A 17,762-nucleotide genomic window follows, 5' to 3' on the forward strand; every position below is an offset into this window, starting at 1 on the left:
GAATAAAAAAAGAGCTAAGCGCGGGTTTTAGCCGGCTTAGCTCTTTATCACACCTGCTATAGAGCAGGCTGCATATATCTCGTTACATCCGAACGACTGATTTCTCAGCCGTCAGCCCAAGCACCCGAGCGGTTGAAGCATGTACCTGGTTCAGTAGACTAAGATTGTCAACCAGTGATTCGCCATAGGAAGGAACCATTTCCTTGATCTTCGGTTCCCAGGCATCCATATGCTGCGGGAAACACTTCTGGAGAATCTCCAGCATCACGTGAACCGCAGTTGAAGCCCCCGGTGAAGCTCCGAGCAGTGCCGCAATCGAGCCATCCGCCGCCGTGACTACCTCCGTGCCGAATTGAAGCGTTCCTTTGCCGCCTTGAGCCGTATCCTTAATCACCTGCACACGCTGGCCTGCCAGCACCATATCCCAATCCTCGCTCTTCGCATCCGGAACAAAGTCACGCAATTCGGCCATGCGTTGTTCTTTGGATAACATGAGTTGTTGGATCAGGTATTTGGTTAGTGAGATTTCTTTGACACCTGCCGCGAGCATCGTGAGCAAGTTGTGCAGCTTCACGGACGTAATCAGATCGGCATTGGAGCCCGTTTTCAAGAATTTTGGCGAGAACCCGGCAAACGGTCCGAATAGCAGCGACTTCTGATTTTCAATAAATCGGGTGTCCAAATGCGGAACAGACATTGGCGGAGCACCGACCGAAGCTTTTCCATATACTTTGGCATGATGCTGTTCCACGACTTTCGGATTTTTGCACACCATAAAGATGCCGCTAACCGGGAAGCCGCCGATATGTTTGCCTTCAGGAATGCCGGATTTTTGCAGCAAATGCAAGCTGCCGCCCCCTGCACCGATAAAGACGAATTTCGCCGTATGGCGTTTGACTGCACCACTGCCCAGATCTTTCACTGTTAATTCCCAAGATCCATTGCTGGTGCGTTTCATATTTTTCACGCTATGTTGGTAGTGGATATCCACGTTTTGGCTCTTTAAGTGTTCCATTAGCATACGCGTTAAAGCACCAAAGTTAACGTCCGTACCGGAGTCAATTTTGGTGGCTGCAATCGGTTCATTGCCCGTGCGGTTTTTCATCATCAGCGGAATCCATTCCGCCAGTTTTTTCTTATCATCCGAGAATTCCATGCCAACAAATAACGGATGTTTCGATAACGCTTCAAAGCGTCTTTTTAGAAACTGGACATTCTGCTCTCCATGCACATAACTTAAATGAGGGAGCGGCATAATGAAGTCCCGCGGATTACGAATCAGATTGCTTTTGACGAGATAGGACCAAAATTGCCTTGAGATTTGAAAATGCTCATTCACCTTAATCGCTTTGCTAATATCTACGGATCCGTCTGGTCGTTCAACGGTATAGTTAAGTTCGCACAATGCTGAATGCCCGGTTCCGGCATTATTCCATTCGTTGGAGCTTTCCTCCCCCGCACTGGCGAGCTTCTCAAAAACCTTAATATTCCAGTCTGGTGCCAATTGTTTAAGCAAAGTTCCCAAAGTTGCACTCATAATTCCGGCACCAATCAAGATAACATCTGTACTCGTTTGTCCCTGGCTCATGTCTACCGTCCTTATACCCTATATTTGCCAAAAGGATGTAAGCGTTATCGATTTGGCATTGCAGCAAGCCCCATTCTTGAATAGGCCCGCCCCTTCTCTGAATGATATAACCTTGATCTAGTGTATCAATAATATGGGTTAATTTAAATATGCAATTTGAAGATATTTGCTATTCCATCAGTATACGCTAGTTTATGTCAGATAGATAACCCGGTTATAGGGCTGAAAGATTAATTTGTTCATTAAAAAGAAAGGAGCCCGGTTCTAGTTGAACTTGAGTGATCAAATGGATGCACCAAAAGCCGCTTTGGAATCGCTTCGCAAGGCGGCTTTATATTTAAGAGTGACCCTTACCACCCACGGCGGCGTTTCCGGGAGTACTCAGAAGATCGAAATCAGTTCCTTCGTATACGGATGGCGTTCTTCAGCGAACAACGCATCTGCGCCAAAGCGGTCAACGATCCGACCTTCCCGCATAACGATGATGCGCTGGCTCATACGATGTACCGCAGCCAGATCATGCGAGATGAACACGTATGACAGACCAAGCGATGTCCGCAGATCGGTGAGCAACTGCAAAACTGCACCTTGCGAGATAACGTCCAGGCTGGCTGTCGGTTCATCCAGCACGACAACGTCTGGTTCAATCCCAATGGCACGCGCGATCGTGACGCGCTGACGCTGTCCACCACTTAACTCGTGCGGATATCTTCCAGCCAAATCGCTTGGCAGCTCGACAGCTTCAAGCAGCTTTTGGACGTAAGCATCCTTCGACGTGTAGGTAAAGTGGGACAGCTCGGCGTTCCGTCCAAGTTGTTCGTACGGATCGATTAGCGAGTCGGCAATCTTGAGCTTCGGATTCAGAGCAGCCATCGGGTTCTGGAATACAATCTGAACCTTCCGCCGATGAGGTCGCAACCTTCCGCCGCTCAGCCGCGCGATATCCTGTCCGCCCAGTGTAATCGAGCCTGTATCTGCATCTTCGATCCTCAGCAGGCAGCGGGCGAGCGTACTCTTGCCACAGCCGCTCTCGCCAACCAGACCAAGACATTCGCCGCGGTTCAGGGTGAAGGAAATATCATTCACAGCCGGTCGGTCTGCACCTGCATACGTTCGGCTGAGATGTTCCACATGGAGCACGGGCACACCGGATTCTTCGGACTGCACGAGTCCACGGCGTTCATCATTAGCGGTTGTCTTCATTCCGTTCCTGCCTCCTTCAATCCCGAATTCAGCGAGCGGCTCAGGACGGGAGCCGCCTCGATCAGCTGACGCGTATATTCATGCTGGGGATGGTCGAGAATACGATGCTTCCCGCCAGATTCGACGATTTGTCCTTCTTTCATGACTGCCAAGCGGCTGGCATAGCGCCGTACATGCCGCCAGTCATGCGTGATAAACAGAATGGCACAGCCCGTCTCCGCTTGCTTGCGTGCCAGCAACTCCAACACGCGATGCCCGGATACACTGTCGAGCGCCGTCGTTGCCTCGTCTGCAATTAGCAGACGAGGAGACAGCATCAGCGATGTGGCAATCGAAGCCCGCTGAAGCTGCCCACCACTCAGTTGGAACGGATAGCGGCGCAGCAATTCAGCGCCAAGGCCAACCGATTCCAGTGCTTCCTCCGCCCGTTTCTTGCGGATGGCAGAAGACTTCTCCCCATGAACCTTCTGATATTCATCAAAGTGTCCACCAATGCTGCGAAATGGCGTAAACGCTCCCTGATAGTCTTGAAAAATATATGAGATGCGGCTTCCCCGCAGGGCTCGCATCTCCTTTGGCTTCCGTTCGAGCAGATTGCTGCCCTCGAACATGACTCGCCCCGACGCATGCAGGTTGGGCGGTAGCAGACGACCAATGGCTTGCGAGAGCAAGCTTTTGCCGCTACCGCTCTGTCCAACGAGTGCCATGAATTCACCTTCGCGAACAGCCAGAGAGACTCGATCTACAATAGTGCGATCCCGGCTGGAGATGCTCAGTTCCTCAATGGAGAGAATCACGGCTGCACCTCCTTCTTCACATCGAACCGGTCTCGCAGATAGTCGCCCAGCATGTTGGCAAGTAGGACTACCGAGACAATAGCGAGACCCGGGTAGATCATCAGCTCCGGCCGAGACTGGAAGTAAGGCCGTGAGTCGTTCAGCATCGCACCCCATTCAGGTGTTGGCGGCTGTGCGCCAAGGCCAATGTAGGACAATGATGAGATGAGTAGGATAATTTTGCCCAGATCTAGACTGGCCAGCACGAGTACATGGCCTGCGATATGCGGAAGCAGATGTTTTCTCATGATACGACCGTCCGATAGTCCGTTGGTGCGGGCGATGCGAATATAATCCTTTTGGGACTCCGATAAAACCGTACTCCGAACGAGACGCGCATAACTAACCCACTTCACGATCACGATCGCCAACACCAGATTGCCGATTCCCGCGCCGAGAAGACCACTGAGCACAATGGCGACGATGGTATCAGGGAAAGCAAGAAAGGCATCGGCAATCCGCATGAACAGCTTATCGACCCAGCCACGCTTGTAACCCGCGATCAAGCCAAATGGAATGCCGATTAACAGTGCAGCGCCAAGTGCCAGCAGGCTATAACCCAGCGTTTGGCCGCCGCCGAGCAGCAGACGTGTCAGTACATCGCGACCCAGGTGGTCCGTACCGAACGGATGGAGAGCACTAGCGCCCTGTAATCGTCCGCGCAGATCGGTTAAGGTGTGATCATGTTTCAGAACTACAAAGGCATATACGGAGGCCCCGATGACCAGCAGGGCAAATAGCAAACCAATAATCGCCTGCCAGCTATGTTTTTTAGATTTTGTAGTTGGAATGGGCAGGGGCATGGATTTCATCGGTGGGCCTCCTTTTCCTTCAGTTTCATTTCGGGATTCAAATAACGGTACGACAGATCTACCGCCGTATTCACGAGGAATACCACGATAGCCATGATGAGAATGTAACCCTGAATCAGTGGATAATCACGCTGGCGGATGGCGTCCACGACGAGCTTGCCGATGCCCGGATAAGCGAACAACACTTCAATCACGACAACTCCGCCAATCAGGCTGCCAAGACTGACACCGAATACCGTAATGACAGGCGGCAGACTGTGGCGAAACGCGTGTAGCATGAAGATCCGACCTTCGGATAACCCTCTTGCGCGGGCGGACCGAACAAACTCCTGACTTAGAGAATCTAGCAGGCTGGAGCGCAAAAGACGCACATAGACGCTGGAGATGGCAAGTCCCAGCGTCAGAGATGGCAGAATAAGCGAGATGAATCCATCGCGGCCCATGGTCGGCAGATTACCGAAGCGTACGCCGAACATGTCGATCAGGATCAACCCCAGCCAGAAGCTCGGCACCGCCGCACCCACAATGGAGAGCATCCGGCTGCCCCGGTCAATCCAACTTCCGCGATGGAGCGCTGATAGCGAGCCGAGCGGGATCGCTATCACGAGCATGACCAGCAGCGCGCCAATCGTCAGTTCAGCCGTAGCTGGCAGCGCACGCATCAGGGTCTGCATGACGGGCTGACCTGTCGAATACGATACGCCAAAGTCGAGCCGAACAAAATCGAGCAACCAGCTGCCGAACTGGACAGGAAGCGAATCGTTGAAGCCCATCTCCTCGCGTACAGCTTCGACCTGCTCCTGACTAACGGACAGTTCGTCTACGTTCAGAATCGTCAACACCGGGTCACCGGGAGCCAGACGAATGAATAGGAAACTTACAAACATAATGAACAGCAGAAAAATAAATACCTCAAGGAACTTCCGAAGCAAAATGCGAAACATTACATCACATCCAGCTTATTGGTAATCATGTAATACTCACTGCGGGTGGTAACCCAGTTCTTGATCTTCTTGCCGTTGTAGGCCACGATCGTACCTGGATGCAGCACGAATGAATTCAGTACGTTGTCATGCACGTAGTTGGCTGCCTTCTCGGCAAGCTCTGCGCGCTTCTCCGGTGCAACTGTGAGATTCAGTTCGTCGATGATCTTGGTCAGCTCCGGATCTTCCGATCCACTGAAGTTAAGAGCACCCTTCGGATGGTACGTCGCATTCAGGTAATATCCAGCATCGCCACGCGGGGCCGTCAAGTTACTGTACGTTGCAATATCCCAGTCGCGATTAGACGCCATATAATCTTCCGGTGTGTCAATCTGGCGAATCTGGACGTCGATACCGATCTTCTTTGCATCAGACTGGAAGACTTGGGCGATCAGTGGCAGATCGGCACGAGCTGAATAGGTCAGCAGCGTCAGCTGCAATGGTTTGCCGTCCTTGGTCATTACGCCGTTTTGCTGCGTGTACCCTGCTTCGTTGAGATATTTTGCAGCGACATCAGCTCCGGATTCCGTTGCTGTATCCGTATAGGTTGGTGCGAAAGGCAGTGACGGCAGGAACGGTCCGATGGCCGGTTCGCCATAACCGAGCAGGATCGTGTCCACGATACCCTGACGATCAATCAGTGCGTCCAGCGCACGACGGACATTGAGGTCCTTCATACTCTCCCGCTGCATGTTCATCGTCAGCTGATGCACGCGGAACGTCGACGTGGACTCAACCGTCATGCCGTCCATCGCTTTGAGCGACTCAAGGCTCTCGACTTCTGGGCGGTATACGATATCAACCTGTCCAGATTTGAGCGCTAGTGTACGGGCATTGGCATCTTCATTGAATGAGAACGTGATGGAATCCAGTGGCGATGCGCCGTCCCAGTATTCGTCATAACGATCCAGTTCCAGCTTGCTGCCTGGGGTAAATGAAATCAGCTTGAAAGAGCCCGTACCAATAGGCTTGTTCACAATGTCCGGCTCACTCACGTCAATAATCGCCGTGTTGGGGTTCACCAGTTCGGAAGCAAACTCCGGGAACGGCTGAGTTGTGGTGATCTCCAGCTTGTCTCCCTCGGCTTCAATTGTATCGATCTTCAGCGCGTTCTGGATCGCTACATTCTCTTCCAGTGCCCGCTCAAGGGATGCCTTAACGGATTCGCCCGTCATCGGCTTGCCGTTCTGGAAGGTCACATCATCTCGCAGGTCGATCGTCCAGTGCTGCCCATCCTCACTCTCCCAGCTCTCAGCCAGCCATGGTGCAACCGTCAGATTCTCTTCATCGAGACGAACCAACGTCTCCGTAATGCCCGCGCGCAGCGGCACATAGCTGGAATCCACATGCGGATCTAGAGAACTGGTGGAGAAGTTATATAGGAAGTGTACATTTTTATTACCGGTGGATGGCTGCGCAGCGGGACTGGACTCAGATGATCCGCAGGCGCTCAACAGTCCAGCACTTAAGGCCAAGGAGACCAGCGCTAGCAGTGGCGTCTTTTTATTCAAGGTAATGCCCCTCTCTCTTAATCGTAATCATTATGATCTAAACAATGAGTATTATCATATCGTAATGATTACGTTTTGACAAGAGTCATGTTGGTGTTGGAACGAGAAAAAATCCGACTCTCGGATGAGAGCGGATTCTTCATGTTTTTTGTTACATATGAGGGCTTGATTATGGTTTATTTCCTTTGCGATCCGGGATTGTTTAGATGTAGAACCATGCAGGGTTTCTCGAAAAGTTACAATCCAGTTTCGTAGTCTTCCAGCAGATGTGATCAGTAACCTTCGATTTTTCTTTTAGAAGTTACAACAGATGAAGTTTATGCGGAACATTTCAAACACCAAGTGCGTTTGAGGACTAAAGGGGGAGTATGATGAGAAGATATTCACTTATCGTCTTATTGCTTGCTACAGTTATGGTCCTGATTCTTAGCGGCTGCCAAAGTTCTAATAAGCCCGATCAAGTCGGAGTAAGTAAAGTATCGAAGGAATTACACACACCTTCTATCCAGGCGATATTACACAGGTTGATTCTATTGTAGTGATGAGTGGCAGTGATGGTACTAAAAGAACAACTAGAGATCAAGTGCTGATTCAGGAATGGATTGATAAGGTACGTGATTTAGAAATCGTACTTGACCCGGATCAAGAAGATTCAACAGGGGTTTTGTACCATGTCACAATGTTTGAGCAGGGAAAAGAAGTATTGTATATGACACCTACCGATATGAATCATCAGCGAATGCAGCCGCAGTTGGAATTGGCTGACCGAATGTCGGAACTTTATGATGCCATAGAATAAAAGTGTTCATGTGGCCTGTATTCAAAGTGATTACTTGCCGAAAAATTCGATTTGAAATTATCCTTCGTAATCATCTTCTAGTTTAGGTATGAATGGGGAGAGAAAGGGATCATTATTCTCCATTACTTTACCTCGGACTAAAGTGTAGACCTTAAACTGATTGAAGGTTTCCGTATCATCACTATCTCTTACATAAAGAATTCCATAGGAGCCTGGAGCTATTTCACCTACTTTTCTAAACACTTCGGTGGGATCATACTTTGATACAGGTTTGTGATTATCTAGGCCCGCTATCCATAGTTGAAAGTCACCATTAACTGCTCTCACGTCCAAAACACCTGTAGGCCAATTTAGCTCCTCTACATATTCCCGAAGATGTTGAATAACTAAACCATATTGATACTCATTTTCTTCAAACGACGCACACTCTCTAATGGTTGCCCATCCATGATATTCGTACATTACCTTTTACAGCTCCTTTATCCGTAAACTATGTTGACAGTGCTTCAAAACTATTTATCTTCTATAGTCGTTACTAACCTCAGAATATATACAGGATTGTACTTGCACTAATAAATGCGCTAGGTAATATATCTTGTACATTTTCAATTCTACTCGTCATATAATCTAACTCACTCCCGTTTAAATGTTCCTTTGCCCACTCCCTTAATCGTTTTAACTCAACTTCAGCAGCTTCTAATTGGTGAAAATATATTTTAGATCCATCCCGAATCAGGGCTATTCCTAATTCATGTATTGCTGCCTCCCAGTACTCATCGTAAAATTCCTGAGTAGCAATATTCTCACTGAGTGTAAGTTCACAGTTCCGATCTTCTATATCCCCGTTATATCTGTATAGGCCTACGGACATTACTATCCCCCCAAGATTGATCTACATGATCCTATTCGATGTCGCTAATATCTTGTACAGAAATATTTAAATGTCTCCAATACTTAAGAGGATAAGCTGAATCACCTACAACCATTTCGCCTTGTCTTATGGTAAAACTCTCGCCTTGTTCAAAGAGTTTTATCATCGGTTCGTAGAGGTCGATGTATTGAATTGCTTCACCCACTCCTTGATCTGCTAATTCGGAAACTTCTAAATAACCGTAGCAAATTACCTTCACATAAGGTTTTCCTAGCGTGTCCAGTTTTGAACAAGCCCGATATACCTTTTCATCTATAGCTTTTCCAAGAATTTTAGCAAAACTAAATAGGGGATATTGATCTATTGAAGCATCCATCTCATTTAATAATTGATTAACGCGTCTAAGGTATTCTTTAATCAAAACATGAGAAGAAGATTCTAGTGAGCTATCTTCTGTATCCTCAAATGAAATAGACGATAAACGTTCAATAGCTCTGGTTAGTAGCTGCCCCATGTGTTTCTCTCCTCTTGATTAACTATTAAACCTATTTAGAGTTACGTACAAGGTAACGACTAAATAACGCAGCCCTGGCAACTGCGTTATCGTTTTAAACTATGTTCTTTAATCTCAATCAGTCGTATTCAATATACACGCTGCAACCGTTCGTTTTGCCTAGTTCTAAAAATGTTGATATCTGATGTGCTACTTCTGGGAGAGTAGGAACAATATTTTTAACATTCTCTATTTGCTCACCAGTTACTTTACTCACATTGAAGGACTTAAATAAATGAATAGCTGAATCAAGGTCCTGTATTTCCCATGGACTTTCCTCATACCAACCTTCATGGGCATAGTATTCTTGTAGAATACCATTGTCAGTAGACTCATACTGGCACATAAGATCCAATAATGTATCAAAATATCCATTCCACATCTTTAGAACATTCTTTTGGGTAGGGTTCTCAAATAAAATTAATATTTCCGGTTGCCCCTCGTACCCCACATAAAAAACGTCATTAACTTTTTCTTCTTTCATCATATTACTCCTTCCAATGTCCTAGATCTAAAATCCGTACTTGTTCCGGTGTGGCAGTACCTGTTTTTCTTGCAGCTATTGCATCATACCACTTGTATCCCTCAACCCACTCGCTCTCTCCAATCTTGTAAAAAGACTGTGGCTTACTACCTCCACTACCTGGAATTGTCCTTTGAATTACCCAGGTGTTTCCTTGATCAATAGGAGCACCAGATGTCCTAGTGTGCCACCTAACCTCATACTTATATGTCCCATCATTCCATTTGTATGTTATCTGTTCATAGCCATCATTCATTGATTTAGCTTTCATGTTTGCACTTTCGGGAATCTCTATTGGAGCAGTCTGTGCATATCTTTTCGAAATAGCTAATTGTTCATCTGCATTCATATCAGAAAATTTCTTATTAGCTTGAATCTTTCCATTAGAACTCCCGTCTAGGCTTTTACCTGACTTCGCCTTAGCAGCCTCAATATGCTGCTTAATCTTCGCCACAGCAGGATTAGAAGCAGGCAATCGATAAGGCCCTTTACCACCCGGTATACTCCCACGAACCATCTGAATCGCCATGAATATCTGACTAAACTTCAGAGAGGTCACCATCATCTGAGCATACTTATCTGATACAGGCTCTCCTGTCGTAGGATGAATCCCCATCTCAAATGCCTTGATCTGTAACGCAAAAATATCTTCACCAGGCGGTTCAACGTTCACAGCTTGCATGCGATTAAAGTCCAGATTTCCCTGATCCCTCTGATAAGCCTGAAGAGCAGCCTGATCCGCAACACCATTCTCGTTGACAGGCATCCAGACCAATTTACCGAACATATTGATTTGCGCCATCCGATAGCCCTTATCACCCGAATTTGAATCACCTGATGATTTGGTCATCATAGCTGCGGCACCGACTGCTCCAAACGCACCACCCAGACTTCCCTTCTGGGCATCTGCATCCTGGAATCGCATGGCGATATCCTTCAATTCCTTGGATGTGTTCACCATACTCTCCAGCGCTTTATCCAGTATAGGTCGTGACTGCTCGAACTCATAGTAAAATCGCTCCTGCGTCGCGCCCATCCACATCATCTGAACGAACATGATCTGTCTCGTCAGATCACTTCGTATACTCTCCAACTGTTGTCTGGCTTGATCCACCTGATTCGATACATGATGTAGTTGTTCAGGGGTAACTTTGATTGTACTCATACGTTTCTCCGCTCATTCAAAATAGGATTATACTATGTTAGCAGAAGTGTAATATGTAAACTATCCGGCTAACATCCTGATTTCACCATGGTAAAAACACAAGCTGTGCTCCTCATCGGTGCTATGGTCCTATATGCATATACCCACCTCAAGGCATATTCTACCAGTTTCAGCAAATAGCTTTCCTACTTCATTTCCTCCAACATCACCCGATACCGTCCAATCTGCTCCGCTGTCGCCTCTTCGCGCAATGTTTCCAACAATGCCGTGCACCTTATAAAATACCGATCCATCTCAAGCTTATACGCTAACCGAATAGCCTGCAAAATGAACTCCACGGCCTCCTGTGGTCTTCCCATCCACTGTTCATACAAAGCCCGCTGGTAACAGCAATGGTACATATCATCGTTGTTTGAAGAATTCATTTCTGTACCATCGCCCTGTATCGGGTCCCCAAACATATGTAAAACCCGATCAACCTTCCACCTATACCGCACTGCTGCTTCCGTAATCACTTTCAGACCTGTCAGCCATTCCTCCGGATGCTCAAGCAAAAAGTTCACAAACTCCTCCAGCAGTTGCACCTGCCCGTCTTCAATCTCAAGAGCATACCGATTCACCTGTGCCTTATGCCTGAACTCCTGTACCACCTGCATACCTACCTCATCCAGATCCCCCATCCATCCCAGATCTGCATATTGATCGATACATGCTCGCGCCTGATCTACCTGTCCCATCATATGGTGAGCCATACCCCGCATTAGGTGACTGAACCCGTAATAGTAGACCAAAGGCCGCTCGGTATGTATATGTGGTGCAGGCACTCCCTTTGACCGATACTCCTGCCGCTCTTCATGGATCGCCTGCACACATTGATATAACATGTCCGCCCTCTCCATCACCTTGTTCCAACTTTCAAAAGCCACAGCCATCTCCAACATTTCAACAATGATGTCCGGTTTGAGTGATTTTAGGATAGATTTTCGCAAAAGGAGATCCTCCTTTGATAGAATATTACTCCTGTGAAGTGATGATACCCTTTTATTATACTACTTAAAATACGTAAATTGTACCATTATTGCTATATATTTTAACCTGACTTTTATGACCCATCTTATCTAAGCTTAATATGAGGTGATTCATATGTCAGGGTTACGCCAATTAATAGGCACACGAATTAGAGCAATGCGAAACACTAAAGGACTTACGCAACAAAAGCTGGCTGATATTGCTGGTTTAGATTATAGATATATCGGAGCATTAGAAAGAGGCGAAAGAAACTTTTCAATTGATACGTTAGAGAAAGTTCTTATCGCCTTGGATGTTGGCATTAATGAATTAACGCTAGCTTCAGGTGAAGACCAAGATAGCGTTAGGCAAAAAGCCATTGATGAGTATATTATTGGAAGTGCGAAACTTAACACTGAACAACTTCAATCACTCCAGAAAATTAATGGTGAACTATTTCGTATGCTTTAAAAATCACCTACCACTTTCCATAATAAAAAGAATAATTTAAACATAAAACAACCCAAATATACTCTTTGGGTTGTTTTATGTTTAACTATATTTGGGCTTCATTTAAAACATATTTTGAAAGTATATTCCCTCTCACTACCCTTGCTTGACGGCTAGTTGTTCCTGTGTACATATAGGCATAGTATTTACTAAAATCATTCTCTTCTCTTCCTAAATTTCGATTCTCCAGAACATTATCTTCAAGGAAAATCAATTTGTCGTGTACTGTCTTAAAGTCAAGCTTTTCTAATTCTCTGTTATATATTTCCACAAATAAGGTAAAGTAATTAGACTTACGATACCATATGGATTCCGATTTTAATCTTAATGCCTCTATAAAACTGAAAATCTCATTAAACCGCTTTTTATATGTTTCTTTATCTTCAAATTTATCATTGTATTCTATAATATATTTTTCGATCTCTCTATCTCGACTAAAGTATCCACCATGCATTACTGTAGCCAATAAACTAAGAATAAAGTACAAGTCCTCCATCCTCGATATCATTGACTCTGTTAAGAAGGGAAGGTTGTCCGTGTTTACTTTCTCTAAAATTTCTTTAGCAGTTGTAATAAATTTCCCATCATAAATCGCGTTATGGAGTTCAATATCATTCAAACCATATCTAGTTGAGTTTATTCTTTTAAATATATCAATTATTGTAGCACCATCAACATCACCGAGATCCCTAATTACAATATTGTAATTCAAAAAATCACGTTTGTCTTGATCCAATAGCGTTTTAAATTTAGGCACTAGATTTCCGAAAACTACTGAGTCCTCAGGCTCATCAATATATTGCAAAATGGTGCTCAAACGTTGTTGTCCATCTACAACTACCTCTTGCGTTTCAAGTTTATCCAGATCTATTCCAGATTGAGCAATATATACCTCTGGTATTGGCAGTCCATTCATAATTGTATCAATTAACTTTTCTTTATGTTCGTCACTCCATACAAATCTTCTTTGAAATGGCGGTTGTAGAATCAACGTAGGACTTGGACCTGAAAGTCGGGAATAAATATCTGATACTTTCTTTGTACTTGGTGTTGCTTGCATTTGTTTTGCCATGTTATTCTCCTTCTCCTCCCAAAATTTTCATACTATTATAGTAACCTTCTATCCCATTAATATAATATTTTTCCAAGTAATAGTGATTTTTATATAATCCAGCTTTCACTTCGTAATTTCCAACTTCGGATTTCCCGTTAGAAATTGAGTTGAAATAGCTAAACCACTCTTGCTTTAGAGCTTCAATTTGAAATGAAAGTGGTAACAAATCTGGTCTCATCCATCCTTTAACTAAATATCTCAAAAATTTGTTATATCTTTGCTTCTCATCTGGTGCAATGGTTTTATGAAACCGATCCATTGAATATTGGTAATCAGAAATTCTTTGATAAAAATATTCAAATAGTTGTTCATTTACGAGTACTACATCTATATCAGACTCGTAGCTGAAATCAGTACCTTTTATGTAACTAAATCCAAATTTTGCTGACCCAACGATAAATACTTCCCCAAAATTTATATTATACTGCCTTGCGATATTACTTCTAAACTCAAAATAATCATCTTCCCTTTCCTTAAAAACAAATGGAACACCGTGGAAGAAATATTTTCTTGTAAAATGTTTTCTTTCTTCATTACTTTTTGTACTTAAAATAGTTCTTTTAAATAGATCTAAATTCAACTGCTACTCCTCCCCACTATAACCATTGTACATCAATGATATTAGTATCACATATAGAATTACTGTCTTTCTTTCGCCACTTGAATGAATTCCCTCAGGCCCATGAGCCAAGTTTGCTGAGGAGGCTTATACGTGTCGTGAAGTCCTTTAGGTAATACCAATTGCAAATTGTTCGCGCGCATCTCATCTGTCTGATTTTCACTGATGCCGGGTTCCAACGTAAATAAATGTTTATTATCAACACGGTTAGCTTCAGCCAGCACCTGACGCCATCTGTCCTTACATGTAGACTTGACGCCCAGCATTGTCAATTTGGATTCAGGAAACGTCATATCACGATAATTTATTATATGTGGAAATAAGAAATCGGGCTTCGACTTGTTTTCCGTCATCTGTGTACGTGAATATGTAAGGTTATGAGCCTTGAAAATTTCCTCAAGATGATTTTCAAGTGCATACCCAACACGTGACTTTCTTCGATTATGAACACTAAGTGAGAACTGAATAAAGCTTTCTACATCAGTGCTTCCTTTACCCCGAAACCCTTCTTCAATTCGTTTAGATACAAAGTGACGCTCCAAGCGTTTGAATAGCTTCTCCTCCTGCTCAATCCATTTCAGTAAGGTCTGATCTGGCTCTTCATATGCAGAAACGTATTTCGTTGTTCTTCTAGCCAATTCGGAAAAAACAGAAGTACGCGGAAATCCGCCATCAAAATATGGTTCAAGTATATTATCCAGATAACTGCCATCAGGGTCTGCGACTTCAATACCCATCTCTTCCAAAATGTATCGAACAGCAAAATCTACTTGGGGGTCATGCCCATCCTCAATTGGTTGAAAATTAAAATCAAAACCGACTTGATCTACTCCAAACAACCAGAGTATCTGACTTTCCAATGTGCTCCCTGAGGGGATTAGAACCATAAAGATCTCTCCATTGGAACGCTTGGCCACAATAAGCGTATCACCTAGTCTTGCTTGGTCCATAACGTCATTGCTTTTAAAATAAAGTCTGTACTCAGTACGTATGGGGTGGGACTCACGAGCGTCATACCATGTAAGATTCCCCTCACAGGAGAAGCCCTCATTCTCTCCGGCCAACCAGAGAAAGCGGGCTTCATGTGCGATACGTTCAGAACCAAAAAGTATACGTAGTGGCTTACTCCCATTGAATTCATGTTGGTGTGACACTTCTTTGTTGACTTCGACTGAACTGAGGCGCTTTATAGCAATCCCCTCAAAATACTGTGAAAGAAATCCTTTTTGCATTGCGTAACACCCTCACAAATTATGGTTTATTAACACTGTCCGCCGATTTCTAAAGATGTCATATCTATTGTCTGCAACCATTGGGCACAGAGTTCTACTACTTCTTCTGTATTAATTCGATATTTCCCTTTTAATGAACATTCCCATATAACAGCTGTTCTCCATCCCATCTCTTGAAGACGGGCTATGTTCTCCTTATCCGAGCCCATATTCCGTGTGATCTTTGTTCGCCAAAACTCTGTATTGGACGAGGGCCACTTGAACAAGTGACACGAGTGACCATGCCAGAAGCATCCATTTGCAAAAATCACTGCATTATATCTGGGAAATACCATATCTGGCTTTCCCGGCAGTTTTTTGTCATGGAGACGATAACGAAATCCCAAACTGTGAAGTCCTTTTCTTAAAATCATTTCAGGTTTTGTATCTTTGCTCCGGATTCCGGCCATCATACGACTTCTTTCTTCAGGTGATACAATATCAGACATAAGCTTCAACCTTCTCAAATAGCATTTCTGCCTGATTGGTATCCTTGGTTGATCTCATTGCTTTAAAGATGTATGGTAACATATGTGAAGCTACAGCCTCCACAACAGGTACAGCAACTGAGTTACCAAACTGTTTGTAGGACTGCGTATCAGAAACTGGAATCACAAAGGGTGCCTGTCCTGCCTTATCAAAACCCATCAATCTGGCACATTCACGTGGAGTGAGTCGTCTAGGATTCTTTCCTTCCTGCTTGATAAGAATTTCTGAGCCATCTTTGTAGTATCTCGCAGACAAAGTGCGTGCAACATCTTCAGGACCAAACAAACCAAAACCAAACCCGTTACCTTTGGCTCTATGTTTCTCTGCATACCCCTGTAAATACTCCCATAGCCTGTCACTCAATGTGTATTTATCTGCCACTTTGGCATCAGTTAGTTCTGTATAAGGGAGTTCCGGCTCCTCTGATCCATTCTCAGGATGCAATATAGAACCAAGCTTCGGGCCAGATTGCGGAAGCTTCAAATCTTCAAAAGCGAATCCTACATCCTCACGGAAGCCTACTATAAATATACGTTCTCTGTGCTGGGGAACAAAAGGCTTTGCATCAATCACCCGGAAATCAACATGATACCCCAGCTCTTCTCTCAAAGTTTTAATTATTACTTTAAAAGTATTACCCTTGTCGTGACTCACGAGATTTTTAACATTCTCAAGCAAGAATGCCTTGGGCCGATTACGTTCTATCATTTGTGCAACATCGAAGAAAAGTGTTCCTTGTGTAGCATCATGGAACCCGTGAGGCAGACCAAGAGAATTTTTCTTTGAAACACCTGCAATTGAGAAAGGCTGACATGGGAATCCAGCAACCAAAACATCGTACTCGGGCATGTTATCCAGGTCAACTTCACGAATATCTCCATTTACAGGGTGATCACAATCATAATTGGCCTGATAGGTTTTTCTGCAGGCTAGATCCCACTCACTTGTAAAAACACATTTTCCGCCAATTGATTCAAAAGCTTTTCGTAAGCCTCCGATTCCTGCAAACAGATCAATGAATTTAAAGTTATACTCATCCGTCTGTTGTTGTCCGGAACGTACATTATAAATGGATGTAAGTTCTCTAAGCAGATTCTCTTCAGGCATGGACTCACCATTTTCCCAGCGATAAATTGTACGTTCACTTTTTCCAAATAGTTCAGCTACTTCCTTAACGGAATACCCTGTCATCTCACGAATATGTGCGAATTCTGTATCCTTGAATGTCTTCATAAATAATTTAGCCTCCCTGTCAAAAATATTCCCAGGGGGAACGTTTTTGACATAAGGATACCACGGACGAACACACTTTCGCAATTTTTATTTTATGTTTGTAAGCCATTGGAGCTCTCACATTTAACAAATGAAATTTAATACTCATTTTCCGCTCAATTTTCCTGTGTTATCAGCCGATATAATTATTGTAAATATTTGAAGGGGTGATATATTATGTCGATAATTAGAAAAACCTTGAGTAGAAATGATGTTAGTGAAACCGATGCGCATCAGGCTGGCATGTATATTTTGAAGCAAGACATCTCTTTTTTTCCTAGATTGGGAACTGATATACAAAACCCTCGTGCACATCTGGTTTTTGAAGATATGACAGGCAGGTCATGGACGTTTGATTTCATATACTACAACAATTCATTCTTTGGTGGAACAAGGGACGAATATAGACTGACACCAATGAATGATTACTTTAACCTGTACAACATAAGGGCAGGCGACACAATTATCCTTGAACGAACCGAAAATGGAAAATTTAAAATTAATCATGAAAAACAACAGTAAATTACCTGTAAATCATATCTCTCACTAAACTCTTCAAATAAGCTCTGGTCATAATTTTTGCAATTTTCAATATATGTAGAAGCATGACTCATCTGCCGAAATATTTAATCTAC

General features: G+C 44.3%; 20 protein-coding genes. 3 read left to right on the forward strand and 17 right to left on the reverse strand.

The window, feature by feature from the left end; translation table 11 throughout:
• Window positions 1–82 precede the first annotated feature (82 nt).
• The 6 genes from MKY42_RS32085 to nikA all read right to left on the reverse strand — a co-directional run bounded on the left by MKY42_RS32085 (window position 83) and on the right by nikA (window position 6,933).
• A complete protein-coding gene (locus MKY42_RS32085) occupies window positions 83–1,588 on the reverse strand; it encodes a malate:quinone oxidoreductase (protein ID WP_179262367.1) in 1,506 nt (501 codons plus the stop codon).
• A gap of 381 nt (window positions 1,589–1,969) precedes the next feature.
• A complete protein-coding gene (locus MKY42_RS32090) occupies window positions 1,970–2,791 on the reverse strand; it encodes a dipeptide/oligopeptide/nickel ABC transporter ATP-binding protein (RefSeq protein WP_257031758.1) in 822 nt (273 codons plus the stop codon).
• Window positions 2,788–3,588 (reverse strand): ABC transporter ATP-binding protein, encoded by an 801-nt coding sequence (locus MKY42_RS32095; RefSeq protein ID WP_339847649.1) that lies wholly within the window; start codon window positions 3,586–3,588, stop codon window positions 2,788–2,790. The genes MKY42_RS32090 and MKY42_RS32095 overlap by 4 nt, the downstream gene beginning before the upstream one ends.
• Complete coding sequence (gene nikC, locus MKY42_RS32100) at window positions 3,585–4,439, reverse strand: nickel transporter permease (RefSeq protein WP_110000419.1); 855 nt, start codon at window positions 4,437–4,439, stop codon at window positions 3,585–3,587. Before nikC ends, MKY42_RS32095 begins: the two co-directional genes overlap by 4 nt.
• Window positions 4,436–5,383 carry a nickel ABC transporter permease gene (nikB, locus tag MKY42_RS32105; RefSeq protein ID WP_090902805.1) on the reverse strand — a complete coding sequence of 316 codons (948 nt, stop codon included), beginning with the start codon at window positions 5,381–5,383 and terminating at the stop codon, window positions 4,436–4,438. Before nikB ends, nikC begins: the two co-directional genes overlap by 4 nt.
• On the reverse strand, window positions 5,383–6,933 hold the full coding sequence (gene nikA / locus MKY42_RS32110; RefSeq protein WP_339847653.1) for a nickel ABC transporter substrate-binding protein: 1,551 nt from the start codon (window positions 6,931–6,933) through the stop codon (window positions 5,383–5,385). The genes nikB and nikA overlap by 1 nt, the downstream gene beginning before the upstream one ends.
• 541 nt (window positions 6,934–7,474) lie before the next feature.
• Between nikA and MKY42_RS32115 the strand changes: the two genes are divergently transcribed.
• Complete coding sequence (locus MKY42_RS32115; RefSeq protein WP_339847656.1) at window positions 7,475–7,732, forward strand: hypothetical protein; 258 nt, start codon at window positions 7,475–7,477, stop codon at window positions 7,730–7,732.
• Window positions 7,733–7,789: 57 nt separating this feature from the next.
• On the opposite strand, the gene MKY42_RS32120 is transcribed toward MKY42_RS32115, so the two are convergent.
• The 6 genes from MKY42_RS32120 to MKY42_RS32145 form a co-directional block, all read right to left on the reverse strand.
• On the reverse strand, window positions 7,790–8,194 hold the full coding sequence (locus MKY42_RS32120) for an Imm7 family immunity protein (protein ID WP_076329331.1): 405 nt from the start codon (window positions 8,192–8,194) through the stop codon (window positions 7,790–7,792).
• A 79-nt stretch (window positions 8,195–8,273) separates the two neighbouring features.
• The gene (locus MKY42_RS32125) at window positions 8,274–8,603 is read right to left on the reverse strand and encodes a hypothetical protein (protein ID WP_339847659.1); all 330 of its coding nucleotides are present in this window, start codon (window positions 8,601–8,603) and stop codon (window positions 8,274–8,276) included.
• A 31-nt stretch (window positions 8,604–8,634) separates the two neighbouring features.
• Window positions 8,635–9,117 (reverse strand): hypothetical protein, encoded by a 483-nt coding sequence (locus tag MKY42_RS32130; RefSeq protein ID WP_339847662.1) that lies wholly within the window; start codon window positions 9,115–9,117, stop codon window positions 8,635–8,637.
• Between the two features lie 118 nt (window positions 9,118–9,235).
• Entirely contained in the window at window positions 9,236–9,643 is a 408-nt protein-coding gene (locus tag MKY42_RS32135; RefSeq protein ID WP_339847665.1) for a hypothetical protein, read from the reverse strand.
• Between the two features lies 1 nt (window position 9,644).
• Window positions 9,645–10,844, reverse strand: coding sequence for a WXG100 family type VII secretion target (locus tag MKY42_RS32140; RefSeq protein WP_339847668.1), 1,200 nt, complete (start codon window positions 10,842–10,844; stop codon window positions 9,645–9,647).
• Window positions 10,845–11,029: 185 nt separating this feature from the next.
• Window positions 11,030–11,833 (reverse strand): DNA-binding protein, encoded by an 804-nt coding sequence (locus tag MKY42_RS32145; protein WP_339847671.1) that lies wholly within the window; start codon window positions 11,831–11,833, stop codon window positions 11,030–11,032.
• Between the two features lie 154 nt (window positions 11,834–11,987).
• Between MKY42_RS32145 and MKY42_RS32150 the strand changes: the two genes are divergently transcribed.
• Window positions 11,988–12,323 (forward strand): helix-turn-helix transcriptional regulator, encoded by a 336-nt coding sequence (locus MKY42_RS32150; RefSeq protein ID WP_339847674.1) that lies wholly within the window; start codon window positions 11,988–11,990, stop codon window positions 12,321–12,323.
• 85 nt (window positions 12,324–12,408) lie between these two features.
• On the opposite strand, the gene MKY42_RS32155 is transcribed toward MKY42_RS32150, so the two are convergent.
• The 5 genes from MKY42_RS32155 to dcm are packed head-to-tail and all read right to left on the reverse strand — an operon-like array spanning window position 12,409 to window position 17,088.
• On the reverse strand, window positions 12,409–13,434 hold the full coding sequence (locus MKY42_RS32155; protein ID WP_339847677.1) for a DUF262 domain-containing protein: 1,026 nt from the start codon (window positions 13,432–13,434) through the stop codon (window positions 12,409–12,411).
• A gap of 1 nt (window position 13,435) precedes the next feature.
• The gene (locus MKY42_RS32160) at window positions 13,436–14,056 is read right to left on the reverse strand and encodes a hypothetical protein (protein WP_339847680.1); all 621 of its coding nucleotides are present in this window, start codon (window positions 14,054–14,056) and stop codon (window positions 13,436–13,438) included.
• Window positions 14,057–14,115: 59 nt separating this feature from the next.
• Window positions 14,116–15,327: a type II restriction endonuclease gene (locus tag MKY42_RS32165; protein ID WP_339847682.1), complete on the reverse strand. Its 1,212-nt coding sequence runs from the start codon at window positions 15,325–15,327 to the stop codon at window positions 14,116–14,118.
• Window positions 15,328–15,356: 29 nt separating this feature from the next.
• A complete protein-coding gene (locus tag MKY42_RS32170) occupies window positions 15,357–15,815 on the reverse strand; it encodes a very short patch repair endonuclease (protein ID WP_111620246.1) in 459 nt (152 codons plus the stop codon).
• A complete protein-coding gene (dcm, locus tag MKY42_RS32175; RefSeq protein ID WP_111620245.1) occupies window positions 15,808–17,088 on the reverse strand; it encodes a DNA (cytosine-5-)-methyltransferase in 1,281 nt (426 codons plus the stop codon). The genes MKY42_RS32170 and dcm overlap by 8 nt, the downstream gene beginning before the upstream one ends.
• Before the next feature lie 216 nt (window positions 17,089–17,304).
• Between dcm and MKY42_RS32180 the strand changes: the two genes are divergently transcribed.
• Window positions 17,305–17,649 (forward strand): EcoRII N-terminal effector-binding domain-containing protein, encoded by a 345-nt coding sequence (locus MKY42_RS32180; RefSeq protein WP_339847687.1) that lies wholly within the window; start codon window positions 17,305–17,307, stop codon window positions 17,647–17,649.
• The last annotated feature ends 113 nt before the right edge of the window (window positions 17,650–17,762 follow it).

It is taken from the genome of Paenibacillus sp. FSL W7-1088 (genome assembly GCF_037969855.1).
Taxonomy (GTDB): Bacteria; Bacillota; Bacilli; order Paenibacillales; family Paenibacillaceae; genus Paenibacillus.